Here is a 22,696-nt window from a genome sequence, read left to right as displayed (position 1 = left end):
GGACGGCCGACGCTATGCCAGATTCACCTGATCAGGCAACGATCCCTGCGCGCGTGGCATACGACTCGGCAGCAGGGGTCAACTCACCGGTTCGATGATCCCGGACCGCGCTTCCGGCGCGGCCGAACGCAACGCGTCGGCGGCCTCGTCGCTCGGCTGCGACTGCGACTTCCGTTCCGCGTCGACCCGCGCCTTGTACACCTCGACCTCGCGCTTCTCCTCGTCCTTCGACCAGCCGAGGACCTCGCCCACCAACGTGGCGACCTGCGCCGCGCAGTCGACACCGCGGTGCGCGTACTCGATCGAGATCCGCGTCCGGCGCGCGAGCACGTCTTCCAGGTGAAGCGCGCCCTCGTGGCTGGCCGCGTAGACGACCTCGACGCCGAGGTAGTCCGGAGCATGCTCCAGCGGCTTCAACAGCTCCGGCCGTCCTTCGCCGAGCGCGAGGACCTCGTGCACCATCGAGCCGTACCGGTCGAGCAGATGCCGGACGCGGTACGGGTGCAGCCCGTGCTCGCTCGCCAGATGGTCGGCCTGGTTCACCAGCGCGTGGTACCCGTCGGCGCCCAGCAGCGGCACCTTGTCCGTGATGGACGACTGCGGCCTGCCGGGAAGGTCGACGGCCGCGGCGTCGACGGCGTCGGCCGCCATCACCCGGTACGTCGTGTACTTCCCGCCCGCGATCGCGACCAGTCCCGGGGCGACCCGGGCGACCGCGTGTTCACGCGAAAGCTTCGACGTCTCTTCGCTTTCCCCTGCCAGCAAAGGCCGGAGTCCCGCGTAGACGCCTTCGATGTCGTCGTGCGTCAGCGGGGTCGCGAGCACGGTGTTGACGTGTTCGAGGAGGTAGTCGATGTCGTGCTTCGTCGCGGCGGGATGCGCGAGATCGAGGTTCCAGTCGGTGTCGGTGGTCCCGACGATCCAGTGGTTGCGCCACGGGATCACGAACAGCACGGACTTCTCGGTGCGCAGGATCATGCCCGATTCCGAGACGATCCGGTCGCGCGGGACGACGATGTGCACACCCTTGCTCGCCCGCACGCGGAACCGGCCGCGGCCGCCGGAAAGGCGCTGCAGTTCGTCGGTCCAGACGCCGGTGCAGTTGACCACCGCGGAGGCGTGGATCTCGGTCTCGCGGCCGTCCTCGACGTCGCGCACGCGGACACCGGAAATACGGTCGGCCTCGCGAAGGAAACCGACCACCTGGGTGGAGGTGCGCACCACGGCGCCGTAGTGCGCGGCGGTGCGGGCGACGGTCATCGTGTGCCGCGCGTCGTCGGATTGCGCGTCGTAGTAACGGATCCCGCCGATCAACGCGGACCGCTTCAGCGCCGGGACCATCCGCAGCGCGCCCGCGCGGCTCAGGTGTTTCTGGCCGGGGACCGACCGCGCGCCGCCCATCGTGTCGTACATCAGCAGGCCGGCCGCGGTGTACGGACGCTCCCAGATCCGGTGGGTCAGCGGATACAGGAAGCTGACCGGCTTCACCAGATGGGGGGCGATCGTCGTCAGCATCAGTTCGCGTTCGCGCAGGGCTTCCCGCACCAGACCGAATTCCAGCTGTTCGAGGTACCGGAGCCCGCCGTGGAAGAGCTTGCTGGACCGGCTCGACGTCCCCGAAGCGAGGTCGCGCGCTTCGACGAGGGCGACCCGCAGGCCGCGTGTGGCGGCGTCGAGCGCCGTGCCCGCCCCGACCACTCCGCCGCCGATGACGACGAGGTCGAACTTGTCCTCACCCAGTCGCTGCCAAGACTCTTCCCGCTTGAGCGGTCCCAGCCTGGCGGGGCTGTTTTCGGCTTCGCGCTGAGAGCTTGCCACGTGACATTCCTCCTTGTGCCGCTGTGGCTCCAGCATCGCACGATCGGCCGCGACCGGTCCGTTATGCGGGTGACACGTGTGGCGTAACCCTCGTCGATCTTGGAAAGATTGGTTCCCACGATGCCTGGAAGGAACAAATACGCGACGGTAACGTGCCACGGACGTGGGTCGGCAAGGGCGCCGTAGCACACCGTGTTCGACCCTGCGCGGAATGTCCAAAGTGGAGGTCAAGCGGTGAGTGTGGGAGCCATCTTCGTCTGGGAGCTGCTGGGAACGGCGGTCCTGATCCTGTTGGGTAACGGCGTGGTCGCCAACCACGTGTTGCGCAAGAACAACGGCCACAACGGTGGCGTCGTGATGATCACCTTCGGGTGGGCGTTCGCGGTCTTCGCCGGTGCCAGCATCGCCGCGCCCAGCGGCGCGCACCTCAACCCCGCGGTGACACTGGGTCTCGCCATCGCGGACAAGACGAAGTGGGCGGACGTCCCGATCTACTTCGCCGGGCAGATGGTCGGCGCGATCCTCGGCGCCGTGCTCTGCTGGGCCGCCTACAAACTCCAGTTCGACGACCATCCGCAACGCGACGAGACGCTCGGCATCTTCTCGACCGCGCCGCAGATCCCGAACAAGGCGTGGAACCTCGTCACCGAGATCATCGGCACCTTCGTGCTGGTCGCGTGGATCCTGCTCAGCCCGGTCTACGCCAACGCCACGGGCGAAGGCGGCACGCCGAACTTCGGCAACTCCGCGCTCGGCTACGCGGGTGTAGCGTTCGTCGTGCTGGTCATCGGCCAGTCCCTCGGTGGCCCGACCGGTTACGCCATCAACCCGGCCCGAGACCTCGGCCCCCGTATCGCGTACGCGTTCCTGCTGCCGATCAAGAACAAGGCCAACCCGAACTGGGGTTACTCCTGGATCCCGGTCGCCGGCCCGCTGGTCGGCGGTGCGCTGGCCGCCCTCCTCTTCCTCGCCGTCCACAACCTGACCTGAGACTGGAGCTTCGATGACTTCGTACGTAGCCGCGATCGACCAGGGCACCACGTCGACTCGCTGCATGATCTTCGACCACTCCGGGCGGGTGGTCGCCGTCGACCAGCGGGAACACGAGCAGATCTTCCCGAAGGCGGGCTGGGTCGAGCACAACGCCGAAGAGATCTGGGAGAACACGCGGGCCGTCGCCGCGGGCGCGCTGGCCAAGGGTGACCTGGTCGCGGGCGACATCGTCGCGGTCGGTATCACCAACCAGCGCGAGACCACGCTGGTCTGGGACCGCACCACCGGCAAACCGGTGTACAACGCGATCGTCTGGCAGGACACCCGCACGGACAAGATCGTCAGCGACCTGGGGGCGCTGGGCGGCGGACAGGAGCGCTACCGCGCGAAGGTGGGCCTGCCGCTGGCGACCTACTTCTCCGGGCCGAAGATCAAGTGGATCCTCGACAACGTCGAGGGCGCCCGCGCGAAGGCCGAGGCCGGTGACCTCATCTTCGGCAACATGGACACCTGGGTGCTGTGGAACATGACCGGCGGGGTCGACGGCGGCGTGCACGTCACCGACCCGACCAACGCGTCGCGGACCATGCTGATGGACCTCGACACGCTGGCATGGGACGCCGGGATCGCCGAAGAGATGACGGTCCCGCTGTCGATGCTGCCGGAGATCCGGTCGTCCTCGGAGACCTACGGCAAGGTCCGCGAGAAGGGCGCGCTGGCCGGGGTCCCGATCTCGGGCATCCTCGGCGACCAGCAGGCGGCGACCTTCGGGCAGGCCTGCCTTTCGCCGGGTGAAGCGAAGAACACCTACGGCACCGGCAACTTCATGCTGCTCAACACGGGCACCGAGAAGGTCATGTCGGACAACGGATTGCTCACCACGGTCTGCTACAAGATCGGCTCGAACGACACGGTGTACGCGCTCGAAGGATCGATCGCGGTCACCGGTTCGCTCGTGCAGTGGCTGCGCGACAACCTCGGCCTGATCGGCTCCGCGGCCGAAGTCGAGCAGCACGCCCGCACCGTCGAGGACAACGGTGGCGCGTACTTCGTGCCGGCGTTCTCGGGCCTCTTCGCGCCGTACTGGCGCTCCGACGCCCGCGGCGCGATCGTCGGCCTCACCCGGTTCGTCAACAAGGGCCACATTTCCCGGGCGGTCCTGGAGGCGACCGCGTTCCAGTCGCGCGAGGTCATCGACGCGATGAACGCCGACTCCGGTGTCCCGCTGAAGTCGCTGAAGGTCGACGGCGGCATGGTCGTCAACGAACTGCTCATGCAGTTCCAGGCCGACATCCTCGGCGTGCCGGTGATCCGTCCGGTGGTCAACGAGACCACCGCGCTCGGCGCCGCCTACGCGGCCGGTCTCGCGGTGGGCTTCTGGGAGAGCGAAGACGACATCCGCAACAACTGGGCGCAGGACAAGCAGTGGGACCCGTCGATGGACGAGGCACGCCGCGAATCCGAGTACCGCAACTGGAAGAAGGCCGTCACGAAGACCTTCGACTGGGTCGACGACGAGGGCTGATCCCGAGGGGCCAGTGTCGCTCCTGCGTACGCGTTCTCCTGGTAGTGAAGGAGGCTTTCGCTACCGTCAGATGTGATCCCTGGTGACAGCGAGACGGCTGCGACCTCGGCGGCCAGTCGCGAAGTACATGAAGGCCCCCTTCCTTGCGCTAGACGCAAGGAAGGGGGCCTTCATGTACTTCGGCAAGGCGTGACTCGCGTGCTTGGGGAAGTAACTCGGGAGTGCGGAGTCTCAACACGCGGTGTCGCGTCACCCAGCCCGCCGTCTCGCCCCGAGACACGACACGTTTTCCTTACCTCTCAACTCACGCCCCGCCACCGGTCTGCGGCGCCCCCACCGGAATCCTCGAAACCTGCCGCCGCCCGGCCGCGGGCACCGCATTCGGCGGCGTCACCTTCGTCGGCTTGGCCGACGGAGACGGGGGCAGCGTCGGGGTCGGGGTCTTGACCGGCGCGACTTCGACGTTGATCGTCACCGTCGTCGTCTTGCAGGTCGCCTTGACCGCGTAGAAACCCGGCTTCGCCTTGTCGCTGATATGCGCGACCGTGCCGAGGATCACCGGATCCTCCGAGGTCACCTCGAAGGTCCCGATCCGGTCCAGCACCATCGACTTCACCTCGCCGAAGTCGTCCTTCGCGCAGCCGACCGAGACCAGGACGTCCTCCCCCGCCGTCGATTTCGACGGTGAGACGGCGACGAACGGGTACTGCGTGGGCGGCGGGGTGAAGGTCGTGGTCGGCGGGACGTCGTCCTGCGCGTACGCGACGGCAGGGGCGGCCAAGGCCACGCCGCACGCCACCACCAAGGCGGACCTGATCATGGAACTCACCTCGCGATCAACCGGGCGAAAACGATGATGTTGTCGAGATAGTTGTGCGACGCCTTGTCGAAGACCCCGCCGCAGGTGATGAGCCTCAGCTCCGGCTCGGTGGTGTCGCCGTAGACCGCGTCGGTGGGGAACTTGTCCTTCGCCACCCGCTCGACCTTCGTGACCGCGAACTCGGCCGTCTTGCCGTCCTTCCGGGCGATCGAGACCTTGTCGCCGGGCGCCAGCTCCTTCAGCCGGAAGAAGATGCCCTTCTGCTTGTTCCCGTCCACGTGCCCGAGGATCACCGAAGGCCCGACCTCCCCCGGGGTCGGCCCGTGCACGTACCAGCCCGCCTGCATCGGCTGGGTGATCGGCGGGACTTCGACGGTGTTGTCCGCGTTGAGCCCCAGCGGGACCAGGCTGGACTTCGCCTCGATCTTCGGCACGTCGATCGAGAGCGGATCGACCTTGGGCAGCCCCTCGGCGACGGCCCCGCCCGCGGGCTCCGGCCCGGTCTCCGGCGCCGCACTCGGCTGCGTCGAGGTCTCGGCCTGCGCTGTGACCTGCGGCGGAGCGGCCTGTCCGGTCTCCCCCGGCCCGGACAGGACGATCGCCAGCGTCGCCAGGACGGCCAGCAGGACGACAGCGAGCACCAACGGCGCACGTCGTCCTCGCCACCACGTCGACTTCATGTTCACCCCTCACGGAACCGGCGCGGGAGCGACGGAACCGGTCCCGGCCCCCAGAACAGGACCGGCTCGTCGTTCACCCCCACGACTGCCAGACGCCGGGCGCGGCCGGACGGTTGCCCGCCAAGGTCACGAAATCATCGCGATGAGGAGGATCAGGACGCCATGCTGCCGTCGCCGGCCTGGGCGGCACCGGCGGGCACCGCGCCGACCTGCCTGGAAGGAACCGAAAACGTTGCCGTATAAGACTTTCCATTGCAGTTGACGGTCAGCGGGTAGCTGCCGGGGACGGTGCCCTCCTTGAGGGTGACCTCGGCACTGATGTTCGCCGGGACCCCGATGAGCGGGCCGTAGTCATACTTCCCGATGCTCAGCACCGGCGAAGCGAACGTCGTCGACTTCGGCGCCTTCAGACCGTCGCCGGGGCATTGGGCCAGCGCCACGTTGGAGTCGCCGTGCACGTACTTGTTGACGAGCCCGAGTTCGTAGGCGGTGTCGTCGTTGAGCTGCACCCTGACACCGGGATCCGCCTCGGGTTGCTGAGCGAAACCGGCCGACGAACCCGCCAGCACCGCCGCACCGATCGCCACCATCCCGGCGAGAACCCTGCGAACCACGAAAACCCCTAGCTGTCAACGAAACACCGACACGCGCTAGACGCGGACATCCCCGCGAGGGTTGCTTCGACGGCGGAGATCAGTCCAAGTCGTCGTGGCGCATGAGCTGGCGGCCCGCCTCGGTGATCGACCCCGACAGCGACGGGTACACCGAAAATGTCAGTGCCAGGTGTTCCACTGTGAGCTGGTTCTGGACGGCGAGCGCGATGGGAAGGATGAGTTCGCTCGCCGTCGGCGCCACGACCACCCCACCGACGACCACGCCGGTGGCGGGGCGGCAGAACAACTTCACGAAACCGCGTCGCAAGCCTTCCATCTTCGCGCGGGCGTTCGTCGCGAGCGGGAGCATGATGGTGCGGGCGGGCACCTCACCCGAGTCGATCGCCTGCTGGCTGATGCCGACGGTCGCGATCTCGGGATGGGTGAACACGTTCGCGGCGACGGTCTTGAGCTTGATCGGCGCGACACCCTCGCCGAGCGCGTGCCACATCGCGATGCGGCCCTGCATGCTGGCCACGGAAGCGAGCATGAGCACCCCGGTGCAGTCGCCGGCGGCGTAGATCCCGGGCGCGCTGGTGCGGGAAACACGGTCGACGCCGATGAAGCCGCCGGGGCCGGGCTCGATGCCGACCTTCTCCAGGCCGATGTCGGTGGTGTTGGGCACCGAACCGACGGTCATCAGCGCGTGGCTGGCTTCGATCACGCGGCCGTCGGAGAGGTGGATCTCGACGCCCTTTTCGGTGCGCACGACCTTGTCGGCGCGGGCCTGCTTGACGACCGTGGTGCCGCGCTGCGAGAAGACCTCTTCGAGCACGGCGGCGGCGTCGGCGTCCTCGTGCGGGAGCACGCGGTCGCGGCTGGACACGACGGTGACCTTGACACCCATCTCGGTGTAGGCCGAGGCGAATTCGGCGCCGGTGACACCCGAACCGATGACGGCCAGGTGCTCGGGCAGCTCGCGCAGGTCGTAGAGCTGACGCCAGTCGAGGATGCGTTCGCCGTCCGGCACCGCGCCGGGCAGCACACGCGGGGTGGCGCCGGTCGAGATGAGGACGACGTCGGCGTCGAGCACTTGCGTCGAGCCGTCGGGGGCGGTGACGGCGACCTTGTGCGTGGCGAGCCCGGCCTCGTCGTCGTCGAAGCGGGCCTGGCCGATGACGACGCGGACGCCCTCGCGCTGGACGCGGGCGCGGATGTCGGCGGACTGCGCGAGCGCGAGGCCCTTCACCCGGCCGTGGACGGTCGGCAGGTCGACGCTGGTGTCGGCCATGTCGGTGTTGATGCCGAGCTCGCGGAGGTCGTGCATGTTCGCGAGGGCGCCGGAGGAGGCGATGAACGTCTTCGACGGGACGCAGTCGTAGAGCACGCACGCGCCGCCGAGACCGTCGCGTTCGACGATGGTGACGTCGGCTCCGTGCTGGGCCGCGACCAGTGCCGCTTCGTAACCGGCGGGGCCTCCGCCCATGATCACGATCTTGGTCACTGGTCTCCTCCTCGCTGCGGTGTCTGTGACTGCGTTTACCGTACGCGGGCGACCGCTGGGCGGATTGAGTGGCCGGACACGGCATGTGCGTCCAGCCGGGTGACCGCCGGGTCGCTAGGCTGTGGCCGTGCCGTTGTATGCCGCGTATGGATCCAATATGGAGCCCGCCCAGATGCTGGAGCGCGCTCCGCACTCGCCCATGGCCGGCACCGGCTGGCTGGAGGGCTGGAGACTGACCTTCGGCGGCGAGGACATCGGCTGGGAAGGCGCGCTGGCGACCATCGTCGAAGACCCTGGCTCCCGGGTCTTCGTGGTGCTGTACGACGTCACGTCGCTGGACGAGGACGGCCTCGACCGCTGGGAAGGCGGCGAGCTGGGCATCCACAACAAGATCCGGCTGCGCGTGCAGACCATGGAAGGGTCCGTCCTGGCCTGGTTGTACGTCCTGGACGGCTACGAGGGCGGCCTCCCTTCGGCGCGCTACCTCGGCGTGCTGGCCGACGCCGCCGAAGCCGCGGGCGCCCCCGCCGACTACGTCGACGCACTCCGCACCCGCCCCTGCCAGGGCATCTCCGGCTGATCCCGCGAGTTACGCCCCCAATCACGCGAATCGCGCCTCCAATCACGCGAGTTACGCCCCCAATCACGTGAATCGCGCCTCCAATCACGCGAGTCGCGCCGTACGACGCCCGAACGCGCCGTGCAACTCAGCCAGCAACCGTCGTGGATCCCGCAGATCAGCCGCTGTCGCGCGGATCGTGATCCACCCGCGCGCCGCCATCCGAGCGTCCCGCTCCGCGTCATAGTCTCGCCTGCCCTCATGAGCGGCGTAGCCGTCGTACTCCAGGGCGATCCGCACCTCAGGCCACGCGAGGTCGAGCACGTACAGCTTCCGCCCGTCGATGGTGGCGACCTCGTACTGGGCGACCGGTACCGGCAGCCCGGCCTCCACGACGATCAAGCGAAGAATGCTCTCCGGCGGCGATTCGGCCTCGCCCGTAGCGAGGGCGAGCAGCATCTGTGCCCTGTGGATACCTCGTCGGTCGTGGCGGTCGAGAATGCGATCTCGGACGTTGGCGTGCAGGACTACTCGGTGGTCCGGCGCGAGGTTGTGCAACGCCTCTTCGAGCGCGGCGAACGCTGTTCGCTTGTCGCCGTCGCAGAGGTGGTCGGCCAGGGCGCGGTCCAACGGGAACACCGGAAGTCCGTCCAGTTCGAGTACATCGGCCGGGTGGAATTCCGCCCTGTGCACCACCAGCCCAGGCCTCGACTGGACTCGTCTCGAGTAGGGAACGGTCAGGTGGACGACCGTGCTGTCGGCAGCCGAAATCCCATGCAGGGCAAGAGAAGTCGCGCCGGAAAGCACTGCTGGTGGTCCGACCGCGAGCAGTGCCGCCTGTGCCAGGCACGGCAACTCCAGCAGATCCGCGGCATGGACGATCACGCCTCGCCACGGCTGAGCCAGCACACCGGACGCCAGCCCTTCGAGGACGGCTCGCCGCCCCAAGATCTTGTCGGCCTCGCTACGCAAGGCCGCCCCATGAAGTCCTCCCCAGTTGATCATGCCTTCGAGAATCGAGGACTGGGCAGACCTTGGGAAGGGGCTGTATCCAGAGCTGTGGATAACTCGACCAAGCTGTGGACAACTCTGTGCACGGGTGTTCGGTCCCGATAGGACCGAACACCCGTGCACAGAGACGTAACTCGCGTGATTGAAGCCGTAACTCGCGTGATTGGAGGCGTAACTCAGGCCAGGGTGGCCAGGGCGGTGTGGACCAGCGTGCGGACACCGCACAGGAGTGAACGCTCGTCGAGGACGAAGGTCGGGCGGTGGATGTCGGCCATCGGGCCTTCACCGGACCAAACGCCGAGGCGCGCGAAGGCGCCCTGGACGTGCTCCAGGTACCACCCGAAGTCCTCGCCACCGGACGACTGCTCGGTCCCGGCCACGGCGGCCTCGCCCAGCGCGGCTTCGACACCGGCACGCATCAGCAGGTGCGACTCCGGGTCGGAGACGACCGGCGGGACGCCGCGGCGGTAGTCGAGGGAGAACCCGACGCCGGTCGGCGCGAGCAGCGACTCCACCGAAGACGCGACGAGCGGCTCCAGCATCGTCCAGACCTCATGGTCCGCCGTCCGGAGGGTGCCGCGCAGCACCCCGTCCTGCGGGACCGCGTTGGCGGCCTGCCCGGCGTGCACCGCGCCCCAGACCAGCACGGTCCCGGATCGCGGGTCGACGCGCCGCGAGAGGACCGCGGGCAGCGACGTGATCACGGTGCCCAGCGCGTGCACCAGGTCCGCGGTCAGATGCGGCCGCGAGGTGTGCCCGCCCGGCGAAGTGAGCCGCAGCTCGATGAGATCGGCGGCGGAGGTCAGCGCGCCTTCGCGCAGACCGACCTTGCCGACCTCGAGCCGCGGGTCGCAGTGCAGCCCGTAGATCCGCTCGACGCCTTCCATCGCGCCGGCGGCGATCATGTCCAGCGCGCCGCCGGGCATGACCTCCTCGGCGGGCTGGAAGATCAGCCGCACGCGCCCCGGCAGCTCCGGCGCGCCCGCCAGGGCCCGCGCCGCGCCAAGCAGGATCGCGGTGTGCGCGTCGTGCCCGCACATATGCGCGGCGCCTTCGGTCTTGGAGGCGTACGGGAGGCCGGTGGCCTCGGTCAGCGGCAAGGCGTCCATGTCGGCGCGCAGTGCGACGCAGCGGTCTCCGCTGCCGATGTCGCAGACCACGCCGGTGCCCGTGGGGAGCACCCATGGCTTGAGCCCGACCGCGCGGAGCAGGGACATGACCATTTCGGTCGTGGCGAACTCGTGGCGGGAGAGTTCCGGGTGCGCGTGGATGTGCCGACGCCACGCGAGGACGTCGGTGGCGTTCGCGCGGAGCCAGTCGTCAAGCCAGAAAGGGCCGCGTCCGGCACCCAGATCATGCACAGGTGCCATGCTGACGCCGGCCTCGGAGATCAGCGCGGTGGGCGCCTCTATAGGGGCAACGACGCGACCCTCGGGGTCGCCTGGAATGTCCGGACGTGAATCGAGCACCGTCACGCCGCACCTCCTCCCGCAACACAGTTGCCTTCGTCTACCACCGTACGAGTGGTCGCTGAAGGCACGCTGGGTGCCGATCGATCTGTGATACGCATTTGCGATAGATCGTGCACCATGCAGATGACAAGCCGCTCGTCGAGTGATCGAGCCGGAGATGGCCGGTAGTGGATCTGCGTTGAACGGCTACGGGAATTCGGCCCGGGCTAAGCGGAGAGTCCTTCTACTTACCGGTCGCGGTTCAGGACTTCTTCTTCTTGGAACGGGCGCGGCGGCCGAGGACGACCAGGCCGAGCAAGATGGCCGCGGCGACGCCCGCGATGATCTTGTTCTTGGTCTCCTGACTGTTGGCCTTGTCGGTCTCGGCGGGGTCGAGCACCGGCCCGGGGGGCGCCTGCCGCGGCACCTCGTGCACCGCCGCCGCCTGCGCGATCACCGGCGCGGGCGCCTGGATCTCCACGGCCTGCGCGACAGGCGCGCAGACGACCAGCCCGGCGGCGACGAGTCCGGCAAGCTGCCCGAGACGAGACCTTTTCGGCATGACTCCCTTTCGACGGCGTGGCGCGAATCCGATTCTGCACTCTGCCGGGTTCCCGCGTCAGCCGCCACGCGGAGGACCGGAGAACGCCTCCAGAATCCGTTGCGCGGCCAGTGTCGGGGTCAGTTCACCGTTCCGGACCGCCCGTTCGACGTCCGGGACGACCGCTCGCACGTCCGGATGCGCGGCGAGCCTGCCGAGCAGCTGTTCGCGGACCATCGACCAGGTCCACTCCACCTGCTGCCGCCGTCGCCGGGTGTCGAGTTCCCCCGACGCGGTCAATACGTCACGGTGACGGCCGATTTCGGCCCACACCTCGTCCAGTCCGACGTCGGTGAGCGCGCTGCAGGTCAGCACCGGCGGGGTCCATTCGGCGTCCCGCCCGTAGATCATCCGCAACGCGCCGGCGAGTTCGCGGGCAGCGCGTTTCGCGTCGCGTTCGTGGTCACCGTCGGCCTTGTTGACCGCGATGACGTCGGCCAGTTCGAGGACGCCCTTCTTGATGCCCTGCAGCTGGTCGCCGGTGCGGGCGAGGGTCAGGAACAGGAAGTGGTCGACCATGTTCGCCACGGTCACCTCGGACTGCCCGACGCCGACGGTCTCGACCAGCACGATGTCGTATCCGGCCGCTTCCATCAGCACGATCGTTTCGCGGGTCGCCCGAGCGACACCGCCGAGAGTGCCCGAAGTCGGCGAAGGGCGGATGAACGCCTTCGGGTCCACCGCGAGCCGCGCCATCCGGGTCTTGTCGCCCAGGATCGAGCCGCCGGTCCGCGTCGACGACGGGTCGACGGCCAGCACGGCGACCTTGTGCCCGGCCTCCGTGAGATCCGTGCCGAGCTGGTCGATGAAAGTCGACTTGCCGACACCGGGGACGCCGGTGATGCCGACGCGCCGCGCGCCGCCCGCGTGCGGGAGCAGCTCGACCAGCAGTTCCTGCGCCTGCGCCCGGTGGTCCTCGCGGTTCGACTCGACGAGCGTGATCGCCCGCGACAGCAGGCCGCGGTCACCCGCGAGGACGCCCTTGGCCAGCGCTCCGACGTCGATCTTGCGCGGCAAGTTTCACGACTCCTGGGCGGTCAGCTGTCCGATGAGGTCGATCGCCGCTTCGGCGATCACCGTGCCGGGGCCGAAGGCCGCCGCCGCGCCCGCCGCGCGCAGCTCTTCGTAGTCCTGCGGCGGGATGACGCCGCCGACCACGACGATGATGTCCTCGCGGCCCTGTTCGGCGAGTTCCGCGCGCAAGGCGGGGACCAGCGAAAGGTGCCCCGCCGCCAGCGACGAAACGCCGATGACGTGCACGTCCGCTTCGATCGCCTGCCGCGCGACCTCGCCGGGGGTGGAGAACAGCGGGCCGACGTCGACGTCGAAACCGATGTCGGCGAAGCCGGTCGCGATCACCTTTTGGCCGCGGTCGTGGCCGTCCTGGCCCATTTTCGCGACCAGGATCCGGGGACGACGGCCTTCTTCCTCGGCGAACTTCTCGACGAGCTCGCGCGCCTGCTCGACGTTCTCGGCCTTGCCGACCTCCTCGCGGTACACACCGGAGATGGTACGAATCTGGCCGGAGTGGCGCCCCCAGATCCTCTCCAGCGAGTCGGAGATCTCGCCGACCGTGGCCTTCGCCCTGGCGGCGTCGATGGCGAGCGCGAGCAGGTTGCCGTCGGCCTTGGCGCCGGCGGTGAGCCGCCGAAGCGCGTCCTGCGTGGCGTCCTCGTCGCGTTCTTCGCGCAGCCGACGCAGTTTCTCCAGCTGCTGCGCGCGCACGCCGGCGTTGTCGACCTTGAGCACGTCGATCTGTTCGTCGTCGGTGACTTGGTACTTGTTCACGCCGATCACGGGCTGGCGGCCGGAGTCGATCCGCGCCTGGGTCCGCGCGGCGGCCTCCTCGATGCGTAGCTTGGGGATGCCGGCGTCGATCGCCTTCGCCATCCCGCCCGCCTGCTCGACCTCGGTGATGTGGGCCCAGGCCTTGCGCGCGAGGTCGTAGGTCAGCTTCTCGACGAACGCGCTTCCGCCCCACGGGTCGATGACGCGCGTGGTGCCGGATTCCTGTTGCAGCAGCAGCTGCGTGTTCCGCGCGATGCGGGCGGAGAAGTCGGTCGGCAGCGCGAGCGCCTCGTCGAGGGCGTTGGTGTGCAACGACTGCGTGTGCCCCTGGGTCGCGGCCATCGCCTCGACACAGGTGCGGACGACGTTGTTGTAGACGTCCTGCGCGGTCAGCGACCAGCCGGACGTCTGCGAGTGGGTCCGCAGGCTCAAAGACTTGGAACTCTTGGGTTCGAAGCCCTTCACGAGCTTCGCCCACAGGAGGCGTGCCGCGCGGAGCTTCGCGACCTCCATGAAGAAGTTCATCCCGATCGCCCAGAAGAAGGACAGGCGCGGGGCGAACTTGTCGACGTCCAGCCCGGCCTCGACGCCGGATCGGAGGTACTCGACGCCGTCCGCGAGCGTGTACGCCAGCTCCAGATCGGCGGTCGCCCCGGCCTCCTGCATGTGGTAGCCGGAGATGGAGATCGAGTTGTACTTCGGCATGTTCCGCGAGGTGAACGAGAAGATGTCCGAAATGATCCGCATCGACGGCTGCGGCGGGTAGATGTAGGTGTTGCGGACCATGAACTCCTTGAGGATGTCGTTCTGGATGGTCCCGGCCAGTTTGTCCGGCGTGACACCCTGTTCCTCGGCCGCGACGACGTACAGCGCGAGCACCGGCAGGACGGCGCCGTTCATGGTCATCGAGACGCTCATCTTGTCGAGCGGGATGCCGTCGAAGAGCTGGCGCATGTCGTAGATCGAGTCGATCGCGACACCCGCCATGCCGACGTCACCGGCGACGCGCGGGTGATCGGAGTCGTAACCGCGGTGTGTCGCGAGGTCGAAGGCGACCGAGAGACCCTTCTGCCCGGCAGCGAGGTTCCGGCGGTAGAAGGCGTTCGACTCCTCGGCGGTGGAGAAACCCGCGTACTGGCGGATGGTCCACGGCTGGTTGACGTACATCGTCGGGTACGGGCCGCGCAGATACGGCGCGATGCCAGGATAGGTGCCGAGGAAGTCCACTCCGGACAGATCGTCGGCGGTGTAGACCGGCTTGACGCCGATGCCTTCCGGCGTCTCCCACGCGAGCGCGTCGGGGCCCTTTCCGGTGGCGGCGTGCAGCGCTTCGGTCCACTGAGGACGGTCGCCCGGCTCGGGAGAACCGAGGTCGATTCCGGCGAAGTTCGGGATGGTCATCACTGCACTCCGAGCTCGTTCAACGTGCCGGTCAGGATTTCCAGGGCGTCGCAGCCCGTGAAGAGGAAGCCCGAGACGTCCGGGTGGTCGCCGGGTTTCCCGGCGAGAAGCACCGACGTGGCGCCCGCTTCCTTCAATGCCTTCGCGACGCTGTCGGCTTCCTCCGCGTAGGAAGTGTTGCTTCCGCAGAGGCAGGCGATCTTCGTTCCGCTGGCCCGGAACTCCGCGATGACGCCGTCGATGTCCTCGGGGGCACCGGGGTTCACGGCCTCGATCCCGCCCGCTTGGAACAGGTTCGCCGCGAAACTCGCCCGCGCGGTGTGCGCCGCGACCGGGCCGAGCGTGGCGAGGAAGACGCGGGGACGGTTCGGATGCGCGTCCGACCGGTCCCGCAGGGCCTCGAACGCCTCGGCGTACCGGTGCCGGGGCAGACCGCCGTCCGGCAGGTCTTCGACGGCGTCGCGGACGACGGTTTTCTCCGTCAGGTTGGGGAATTCGCTGACGCCGGTGATCGGATCGCGACGGGTCGCGATCCGCTTCGACCGCTTCTCCCAGGTCTCGGCCAGCCGTGTGGCGAGCGCACCGGAGGCCAGTTCCGCCTCGATACCACCTGCCGCCTCGATGGCGGTGAACTCGCGCCACGCGGCCTTGGCCAGGTCTTCGGTGAGGTTCTCGACGTACCAGGAGCCGCCCGCCGGATCGATGACACCGGCCAGTTTGGACTCCTCCAGCAGCACGGCGTGCGTGTTGCGCGCGATCCGCGCGGAGAACGCGTCCGGCTGGCCGATCGCGGCGTCGAACGGGAGCACGGTGATCGCGTCCGCGCCGCCGACCCCGGCGCCGAAACAGGCGAGCGTGGTGCGCAGCATGTTCACCCACGGGTCGCGCTGGGTCAGCATCGCGGGCGAGGTGACCGCGTGCTGCCGCATGCCCGTTCCCTTGCCGCCGGACACTTCGGTGACCCGGGACCACAGGCGCCGCGCGGCGCGGAACTTGGCGATCGTGAGGAACTGGTCGGCGGTGGCGGCGAGCCGGAATTCGAGCTGCCCGGCCGCGGTGTCGACGTCCAGCCCCGCTTCGGTCAGCGCCCGCAGGTACGCGACGCCGGCGGCGATGGTCGCGCCGAGCTCCTGCGCGTCGGAGCCGCCCGCCTCGTGGAACGGCAGGCCGTCGGCGACGATCGTCCGCACCTTCGGGTGACTGACGGCGACCCGCGCCGCCAAGTCCGCGGCGGGAGCGAGCGGCCGCGGCGAACCGGTGCGCGCGGTCGACCCGATCGGGTCGGCGCCGAGGGTCGCGGTGACCGCGCTCGCCGGGATCTCACGTTCGGCGAAGAGGGCGAGCAACTCGTTCGCAGCGGCTTCGTACTCTTCGCCCGCGTCGAGCGTGACGGGTGCGAGGTCGACGTACACCTCGTTCAGCGCGTCACCAAGATCGGCGACGGGGACGCCGGTCGCTCCGGCGCGCAGCCAGATCGAGCTGACACCGCCTTCGAGATCGGCGAGGATCGCGGCGTTCGTGGCCTTCGCGTCCCGGCGCGCGTACCGGGCACGGATGTCCCAGCCGGTCGTCACCGCGCCCTCGGGCCGCGCACTTCTCACGAACGGCGGAAGGCCGGGGAAACCCGTTCCGTCGACGGCGTCCTCGGCGGTGTAGAGCGGCCGGATCTCCAGGCCGTCATACGTCCGGGTGACGAGCTTGCTTTCGGGCAGGCCGTCGAAGGACTCGTCGATGGCGCCGCTCTTGCGCAGCACGCCGGCGACGAGTTCCCGCCACTGGTCCCGGCTCGCTTCCGGGAACTCCGCGGCGAGCTTCAACTCTTCGGGCGCGTCGGGCTCGCCGGGGGTCGGCACTGACTCCGTCTCGGCCACATCCGTCATAACCAACGATGCTAACGGCCCTCAACAGCGCTTACCTGTGACGCTAGTCGCGCCTGTTCACTCCGACAGGGCACGGCGCATAGGTCCGTCACGCGGGCATACGCCACAATTGGGCCGTGCCGTCCGACACCACCGAGCCCAGCGAGAGTCCCGGCGACGAGAAGCGTGTAGTCGCCGGGCGATATCGGTTGCGCTCGGTCATCGGATCAGGGTCGATGGGTACGGTCTGGTCGGCCTACGACGAATTCCTGCACCGTCCGGTCGCGGTCAAAGAGGTCCGCCTCCCGCCCGGCGTCCCGGCCTCGCAGGCCGACGAACTGCGCGAACGGACCCTGCGCGAAGCCCGCGCGATCGCCGTCCTGAGTCACCCGAACGTGATCATCCTGCACGACGTCGCGCGCGAGAACGACGAACCGTTCGTGGTCATGGAGCTGCTGCCGTCGCGCAGCCTCGCGCACATCCTGCGCGACCACGGGGCGCTGACGGTCGAGCAGGCGGCGGCGGTCGGTACCGCGGTGGCGTCCGCGCTCGAAGCCGCGCACGCCGCCGGGATCACCCACCGTGACGTCAAACCGGGGAACGTCCTGGTCGCGGGGGACGGCCGCATCAAGCTCACCGACTTCGGCATCGCGCGCAACGTCTCCGAAGCCACCATGACCCGCACGGGGATGATGCTGGGCTCCCCCGCCTACATCGCGCCCGAGGTGGCCTCCGGCGGCGCCGTCGTTCCCGCCGCCGACCTGTGGGGGCTCGGCGCGACGCTGTTCGCCGCCATCGAGGGCTCGCCGCCCTACGACGCCGACGGCGACCCGCTCGAAACGGTCGGGAAGGTCGTCAACGGGAAGGTGCCGAAGCCCGGACCCGGTCCGCTGGCCGACGTGATCGGCGCGCTCATGAAGAAGGAGCCGTCGAAGCGGATCACGCTGCGCGAGGTGCGGCGCCGCCTGTACCCGTTGCAGGCCAAGACACTCATCGACCTCTTCCCCGCGGAGCTGTTCCACACGCCCGACGGCAGGAAGACCACCGCGCATCTGGACGCGACCGACACCCAGGTGCTCAAGCCGGTCAAGCCGGAAAAGCCGGGCGAGGGCACGAGTTCGGAACTCGCCGCCGACCCCGGTCCGCTGCCGTTCCTGAACCAGCCCGCCGCGGCACCGGCATCCCCGGCCGAACTCCCGCCGATGCCGACCGTCACCCCGCCGCAGCCTCGCACGCCGGGCCGGTCCCCTGCCGCCACCGTGGTGCTGGTGCTCGCGTCGATCGTGCTCTTCCTGCTGGCCGCGCTCGGCGGGTTCGTGCTGGCCAGGACCGCCGGCGGGCAGGACCTGCGGCCGCCGGAGAAGGTGCAGCAGGGCGACACCATCGTCACTCAGCCGCCGCCGAAACTGATCACGCAGCAGGGTGACGCCAGCACGGTGAACGGCCTCAAGGGCGGCCGGTTCAGCATCGGTGTCCCGGAGGGCTGGCAGAAGTTCGTCGCCCCGCACGTCACCAAGGGTGTGCCGAGCACCGTGGTGCAGTACGTCTCGCCCGACGGCCGCCAGGTCATCCGGATCGAGCGGCTGAGCGGTTTCCTGGCCGACAGCCCGCCGCCCGCCTACTTCAGCTGGCTGAAGAGCCAGCATCCGGAGATCGCCCCCATCGGCGGGCCGGCCACCGTCCCCGGCCGGGGTGACGGCAGCCAGCGGTACACCTACCGGACGACCGAGCGCGCCCCCGGCAACAGGGACTCCGTGACCCGCACGACGTACATGGACCTGTTCGGCGGCGGCGCGGACCTCTGGATCCTCTCGGTGACCTCGACGATCGAGCAGGAGAACTCCGCGAAGACGGGGATCTTCGAGCCCGTGGCGCTGTCCCTCATCGTCGACGGCTGAATCCCACCATCGTCCATTGTGGACACGCCGTCCGGATAAGAGATTGCGTGTCTGCTTCCCAGCTGGCTAGGGTTCGGCCGGCTGCGACAGGGCAGGCCCATCGTCGATGAGGAGGTGTGCAGCACATGCGCACAAGTGTGAAGCCGTCGAACCCGACGTTCGTCCTCTCACGACGGAGCCGGATCGCCCCGCGCCATCACCTCGCCGATCGATACTGACCCACGGGATCGTCGGGCCGGAGCGACGGCCACCGCGTGAGCCTTTGCCATCGAAAGGCTTCACCCTTGAACCGTGAACAGATCTCCCGTATCGCCCACACCGATCACCCGATCAAGTCGCCGCTCGACGACGCTTCGGTCGATCGACTCCTCGACCGAGGGCTTCCCAGGGGCGACGAGCACGTCCTCGACCTCGGTTGCGGCAGCGCGGAATGGCTTTTGCGCGCCCTCGCCACGCGGCCGCACCTGCTCGCCGAAGGCGTGGACGTCTCCGAGGACGCCTTGGCACAGGCGCGCCACGCGGCGAACGATCGCGGCGTCGCGGACCGCCTCGTCCTCCACCACCAGGATGCCGCCGGCTTCGTCTCGGCCCGGCGATTCGACCTGGTGATCAGCGTCGGGGCCACCCACGCTTTCGGCGGTCTGCTCCCTACCCTGGCCGCGGCCCGGCGGCATCTCGCCCCCGGCGGCCGTGTCCTGATCGGGGAAGGATTCTGGGATCGGACCCCGACCACCGAGGCCGTCGAAATGCTGGGTGAGTTCACCGACCTCGCCACCACAGTGGACCGTGTGGTCGCCGACGGGTGGACGCCGGTCCACGGCCATGTCAGCGCCCGCCACGAGCTGGACGCCTACGAATGGGCGTGCTGGGGGTCGCTGGCCGCGTGGGCACTCGACCGTCCCGCCGACCCGGACAGCGCGGAAGCGCTCTCGACGGCGAGCACTCGCCGGACCGAGTGGTTGCGCGTCTACCGGGACACCTGGGGTTTCGTGTCCCTGGTCCTCGGTCGTACGCCCGGCCAAGGCTGAATCGGCACGCCGCTGAAACCGCCCACCGGTCCGAAGCCGGACCGGTGGGCGGGTCACGGACTCCTTCGATCACTCGCCTTCGTCGGCCTGCGCGGCGAAGTACGCCTTCGAGGCACGCTGCTGTGCCAGCCTGCGCAGCACCGAAAGCAGCCTGTCGCCGAGAACGGTCTCCACGACGGCGATCTCGATGATCTGCTCGAGCGACTCGATCCCGGCGATCCCTTCCAGGTCCAGATCGGCGATCCGGTCGGCGATCTCGGCGTAGTCGTCGAGTTTGTCGAGATACCAGCCGTGCCCGACCTCGCGGATCGCGCACAGGACGCCGACCAGGGCCTGGACGACCAGGTCGTCGTCCTTCTTGCAGGGCCAGCCGCGGCGTTCGGTGAGGTCACGGACCGTGGCGAGCGCCCATTCCCTGGCTTCGTCGTCGACGACCTGCCGGGAGGTGGTGATGCCCTGCTGGGCGATGCCGAGGACGTGGTGGGGGCTCGCTTCCCCGGTGTCGACCTCGGCGAGCACCTCGCCGACCGTCGCGAGCGAAAGGCCGCCGACGTCCATCAGCGCCCTGATCAGCTTGATCCGCTGGACGTGCCCGTCGTCGTACTTCGCCTGGTTGGGGCTGGTCCGCTCGCCCGGCGGGACCAGCCCTTCCCGCAGGTAGTACTTGATCGTGGCGACCGGGACCCCGGCTTTTTCGCTCAGTTCGGCCATCCGCACGCGTGCCTGCTCCGATCTCGGGGACGGTTCCAGGGTCATCCCTGAAGATTCCTCAGGATGGATAGTTTAGCTTCCCGTAACGGAGAGCTTGACTATCCATTCCTGGAGGGATCCATGACCATCTTGACCGATCTCCGCGAGAGAACCCGCACCTGGCATCGGGGTTCCTATCGCCTGGCCCAGGCCTTCGCCGTGATCACCGTGCTGTGCGTACTCGCCATGCTGATCGACCAGCGGACGCTGAACGGCGCGCCGCTCTGGGCGAAGCCGTTCAAATTCGCCGTCACCGCCGTCCTGTACTTCTTCACCTGGAGCTGGCTGGTCTCACTGCTGCCCAAGTTCCGGCGCACCGCGAACTGGCTGGCGAACGCGCTCGTCGTGATCTTCGCGGCCGAGTACGCACTGGTGATCTTCCAGGCCGTCCGCGTCCGCGCGAGCCACTTCAACAACGCGACCCCGCTGGACAACACGATCTTCCAGGTCATGGGCGGAATGATCGCCATGCTGTGGATGGTCAACCTCGTACTGACGATCGCGGTCATGTTCGTCCGGCTCCCCGACCGCGCGACGGCGTGGGCGGCCAGGATCGGCGCGATCCTCGGCATGATCGGGATTTCGCTGGCGACGCTGATGAGCGGTCCCACCCCGGACCAGCAGGCGCTGCTCGACGCGACCGGCCAGTCCGCGATGATCGGCGCGCATACCGTCGGCCTCCCCGACGGCGGCCCCGGCCTGCCGATCGTCGGCTGGAGCACGGTCGGCGGCGACCTGCGGATCCCGCATTTCCTCGGCCTGCACGGCCTCCAGGCGCTCCCGCTGCTCGCGCTCGCCCTGGGCGTCCTGGCCGCGCGCTACCCGCGGCTTCGCGACGACGTCCTCAGGCTGCGGCTCGTGGTGATCGCCGGCGTCGGCTACGCGGGCCTTCTCGCGCTGCTGACCTGGCAGGCACTGCGCGGCCAGTCGATCGTCTCCCCCGACTCCCAGACGCTGACCGCCTTCGCCCTGCTCGTGGCCGGTGTCGCCTTTAGCGGGCTGATCGCGATCGGGCGGCCTTCGAGGGACCGGGAGCCGGAGGACTCGCTGCGATGAGCGTCGAGACGCTGTTCACCTGGACCTTCCCGCTGGCGACACCGTTCTGGCTGCTGATGATCTTCCTGCCGGGCTGGTCGTGGACCCGCCGGATCATGTCCTCGCCGTGGACACCGCTGCTGCCACTGATCCCGTACTTCGTGCTCGCCCTCACGCATCTCGGCGAACTCTGGACGGCGGTCAGCCGACCGGATCTCGACGTGCTCAGCGCGTTCACCGGCACGCCGTACGGGGCGGCCGCGATCTGGGCCCATCTGATCGCCTTCGACCTGTTCATCGCCCGCTGGATGTACCTCGAATCCCGCGAGCACCGGATCCATCCGCTGGTGACCGGCCCGATCCTGGCGCTCACGATCTTCCTGTCCCCGTTCGGGCTGGTGGCGTTCCTGCTCGTGCGAACCGTCCGGATACGCTCGTCGCATGAGTGAGAACGAGGTCGCGGCGGCCGCCGCCATCGCCGAGCGCACCGGCGTCGAGAAGCACGACATCGCCGTCGTGCTCGGTTCGGGCTGGCGCCCGGCGGCGGACGTCATCGGGGAGCCCGAGGCGGAGATCCCGCTGGGCGAACTGCCCGGATTCGTCGCACCGGGCGCGGTCGGGCACGGGGGAACCGTCCGGTCGGTCCGCGTCGGCGAGAAGCGCGCACTGATCCTGCTGGGCCGCACGCATTTCTACGAGGGCAAGGGCATCGACCCGGTCGTGCACAACGTGCGCACCGCCGCGGCGGCGGGCGCCAGGACGGTGCTGCTGACCAACGCCGCGGGCGGTCTGCGCGAGGGCTTCCGTGTCGGACAGCCGGTGCTGATCTCCGACCACCTGAACCTGACCGCGCGTTCGCCGATCGTCGGCGCGAACTTCGTCGACCTGACGGATCTCTACTCGAAGCGGCTGCGCGATATCGCGCGCGAAATCGACGCTTCGCTGGAAGAGGGTGTCTACGCGGGGCTGACTGGACCGCATTTCGAGACGCCGGCGGAAATCCACATGCTGCGGACGCTCGGCGCCGACCTCGTCGGCATGTCGACGGTGCTGGAGGCCATCGCCGCCCGCGCCGCCGGGGTCGAGGTGTTCGGGCTTTCGCTGGTGACCAACCTGGCGGCCGGGATGACCGGGGAGCCGCTGAACCACGAAGAGGTCCTCGAAGCGGGCCGCCAGTCGGCCACCCGTATGGGCACCTTGCTCAGGGAACTCGTCGCCCGCGCCTGAGAAGTGTCATGAAAGGGTCGTTCAGGACATTTTTCGTCCTGAACGACCCTTTCATGACATCCGGAGAACTGATCCGCCCCCCTGCGGCAGCGACGGCGAGCGGCAGCAGGGGATAGCGGTGACCATGACTCACCAGAGAAGTGAAGATCAATCGC

The 22,696-nt window shown here is 68.8% G+C and carries 20 protein-coding genes; 8 read left to right on the top strand and 12 right to left on the bottom strand.

Going from position 1 to position 22,696, the window contains the following annotated elements; all coding sequences use genetic code 11:
- Nucleotides 1-78: 78 nt before the first annotated feature.
- The gene (locus DL990_RS08270; RefSeq protein WP_199746259.1) at nt 79-1,818 is read right to left on the bottom strand and encodes a glycerol-3-phosphate dehydrogenase/oxidase; all 1,740 of its coding nucleotides are present in this window, start codon (nt 1,816-1,818) and stop codon (nt 79-81) included.
- 234 nt (nt 1,819-2,052) lie between these two features.
- On the opposite strand from DL990_RS08270, the gene DL990_RS08265 reads away from it, so the two are divergent.
- Both DL990_RS08265 and glpK read left to right on the top strand, forming a co-directional pair.
- A complete protein-coding gene (locus tag DL990_RS08265; RefSeq protein WP_199746258.1) occupies nt 2,053-2,808 on the top strand; it encodes an MIP/aquaporin family protein in 756 nt (251 codons plus the stop codon).
- A 13-nt stretch (nt 2,809-2,821) separates the two neighbouring features.
- Nucleotides 2,822-4,336, top strand: a complete 1,515-nt coding sequence (gene glpK / locus DL990_RS08260) for a glycerol kinase GlpK (protein ID WP_125788996.1) — start codon at nt 2,822-2,824, stop codon at nt 4,334-4,336.
- 304 nt (nt 4,337-4,640) lie between these two features.
- Here the strand turns inward: glpK and DL990_RS08255 are convergent, their stop codons facing one another.
- From DL990_RS08255 to DL990_RS08240, 4 genes are all read right to left on the bottom strand, one after another.
- Nucleotides 4,641-5,156, bottom strand: a complete 516-nt coding sequence (locus DL990_RS08255; RefSeq protein WP_125798292.1) for a hypothetical protein — start codon at nt 5,154-5,156, stop codon at nt 4,641-4,643.
- A gap of 5 nt (nt 5,157-5,161) precedes the next feature.
- Nucleotides 5,162-5,836, bottom strand: coding sequence for a class F sortase (locus tag DL990_RS08250; RefSeq protein WP_125798291.1), 675 nt, complete (start codon nt 5,834-5,836; stop codon nt 5,162-5,164).
- A gap of 152 nt (nt 5,837-5,988) precedes the next feature.
- The gene (locus tag DL990_RS08245) at nt 5,989-6,450 is read right to left on the bottom strand and encodes a hypothetical protein (protein ID WP_370451270.1); all 462 of its coding nucleotides are present in this window, start codon (nt 6,448-6,450) and stop codon (nt 5,989-5,991) included.
- A gap of 79 nt (nt 6,451-6,529) precedes the next feature.
- A complete protein-coding gene (locus tag DL990_RS08240; protein ID WP_125788993.1) occupies nt 6,530-7,933 on the bottom strand; it encodes an NAD(P)H-quinone dehydrogenase in 1,404 nt (467 codons plus the stop codon).
- A gap of 127 nt (nt 7,934-8,060) precedes the next feature.
- On the opposite strand from DL990_RS08240, the gene DL990_RS08235 reads away from it, so the two are divergent.
- The gene (locus DL990_RS08235; protein WP_199746257.1) at nt 8,061-8,513 is read left to right on the top strand and encodes a gamma-glutamylcyclotransferase; all 453 of its coding nucleotides are present in this window, start codon (nt 8,061-8,063) and stop codon (nt 8,511-8,513) included.
- An 84-nt stretch (nt 8,514-8,597) separates the two neighbouring features.
- Here DL990_RS08235 and DL990_RS08230 read toward each other — a convergent pair whose 3' ends face one another.
- From DL990_RS08230 to DL990_RS08205, 6 genes are all read right to left on the bottom strand, one after another.
- Nucleotides 8,598-9,497, bottom strand: a complete 900-nt coding sequence (locus DL990_RS08230) for a DUF559 domain-containing protein (protein WP_125798290.1) — start codon at nt 9,495-9,497, stop codon at nt 8,598-8,600.
- A gap of 182 nt (nt 9,498-9,679) precedes the next feature.
- A complete protein-coding gene (locus tag DL990_RS08225; protein ID WP_125788992.1) occupies nt 9,680-10,978 on the bottom strand; it encodes an amidohydrolase in 1,299 nt (432 codons plus the stop codon).
- A 238-nt stretch (nt 10,979-11,216) separates the two neighbouring features.
- Nucleotides 11,217-11,516 (bottom strand): hypothetical protein, encoded by a 300-nt coding sequence (locus DL990_RS08220; RefSeq protein WP_125798289.1) that lies wholly within the window; start codon nt 11,514-11,516, stop codon nt 11,217-11,219.
- Nucleotides 11,517-11,573: 57 nt separating this feature from the next.
- Nucleotides 11,574-12,572: a methylmalonyl Co-A mutase-associated GTPase MeaB gene (gene meaB, locus DL990_RS08215; protein WP_125788990.1), complete on the bottom strand. Its 999-nt coding sequence runs from the start codon at nt 12,570-12,572 to the stop codon at nt 11,574-11,576.
- A gap of 3 nt (nt 12,573-12,575) precedes the next feature.
- Complete coding sequence (gene scpA, locus DL990_RS08210; RefSeq protein ID WP_125798288.1) at nt 12,576-14,744, bottom strand: methylmalonyl-CoA mutase; 2,169 nt, start codon at nt 14,742-14,744, stop codon at nt 12,576-12,578.
- Complete coding sequence (locus DL990_RS08205) at nt 14,744-16,624, bottom strand: methylmalonyl-CoA mutase family protein (protein WP_125798287.1); 1,881 nt, start codon at nt 16,622-16,624, stop codon at nt 14,744-14,746. The genes scpA and DL990_RS08205 overlap by 1 nt, the downstream gene beginning before the upstream one ends.
- A 116-nt stretch (nt 16,625-16,740) precedes the next feature.
- Here DL990_RS08205 and DL990_RS08200 point away from each other — a divergent pair, with 116 nt between their 5' ends.
- The gene (locus DL990_RS08200) at nt 16,741-18,501 is read left to right on the top strand and encodes a serine/threonine-protein kinase (protein WP_125798286.1); all 1,761 of its coding nucleotides are present in this window, start codon (nt 16,741-16,743) and stop codon (nt 18,499-18,501) included.
- A gap of 284 nt (nt 18,502-18,785) precedes the next feature.
- A complete protein-coding gene (locus DL990_RS08195; RefSeq protein ID WP_125798285.1) occupies nt 18,786-19,529 on the top strand; it encodes a cyclopropane-fatty-acyl-phospholipid synthase family protein in 744 nt (247 codons plus the stop codon).
- Between the two features lie 69 nt (nt 19,530-19,598).
- Here the strand turns inward: DL990_RS08195 and DL990_RS08190 are convergent, their stop codons facing one another.
- A complete protein-coding gene (locus tag DL990_RS08190) occupies nt 19,599-20,285 on the bottom strand; it encodes a MerR family transcriptional regulator (protein ID WP_233599216.1) in 687 nt (228 codons plus the stop codon).
- 75 nt (nt 20,286-20,360) lie between these two features.
- Between DL990_RS08190 and DL990_RS08185 the strand changes: the two genes are divergently transcribed.
- The 3 genes from DL990_RS08185 to DL990_RS08175 are packed head-to-tail and all read left to right on the top strand — an operon-like array spanning nt 20,361 to nt 22,541.
- Entirely contained in the window at nt 20,361-21,335 is a 975-nt protein-coding gene (locus DL990_RS08185; protein WP_125788985.1) for a hypothetical protein, read from the top strand.
- Nucleotides 21,332-21,763, top strand: coding sequence for an ABA4-like family protein (locus DL990_RS08180; protein WP_125788984.1), 432 nt, complete (start codon nt 21,332-21,334; stop codon nt 21,761-21,763). The genes DL990_RS08185 and DL990_RS08180 overlap by 4 nt, the downstream gene beginning before the upstream one ends.
- The gene (locus DL990_RS08175) at nt 21,756-22,541 is read left to right on the top strand and encodes a purine-nucleoside phosphorylase (protein ID WP_125798284.1); all 786 of its coding nucleotides are present in this window, start codon (nt 21,756-21,758) and stop codon (nt 22,539-22,541) included. The genes DL990_RS08180 and DL990_RS08175 overlap by 8 nt, the downstream gene beginning before the upstream one ends.
- Nucleotides 22,542-22,696: the final 155 nt, after the last annotated feature.

The sequence above is a fragment of the Amycolatopsis sp. WAC 01416 genome (assembly GCF_003947485.1).
Lineage (GTDB): Bacteria > Actinomycetota > Actinomycetes > Mycobacteriales > Pseudonocardiaceae > Amycolatopsis.
Note: the sequence above shows the minus strand (reverse complement) of the source record. Positions and strands in the feature narration are given on the sequence as shown.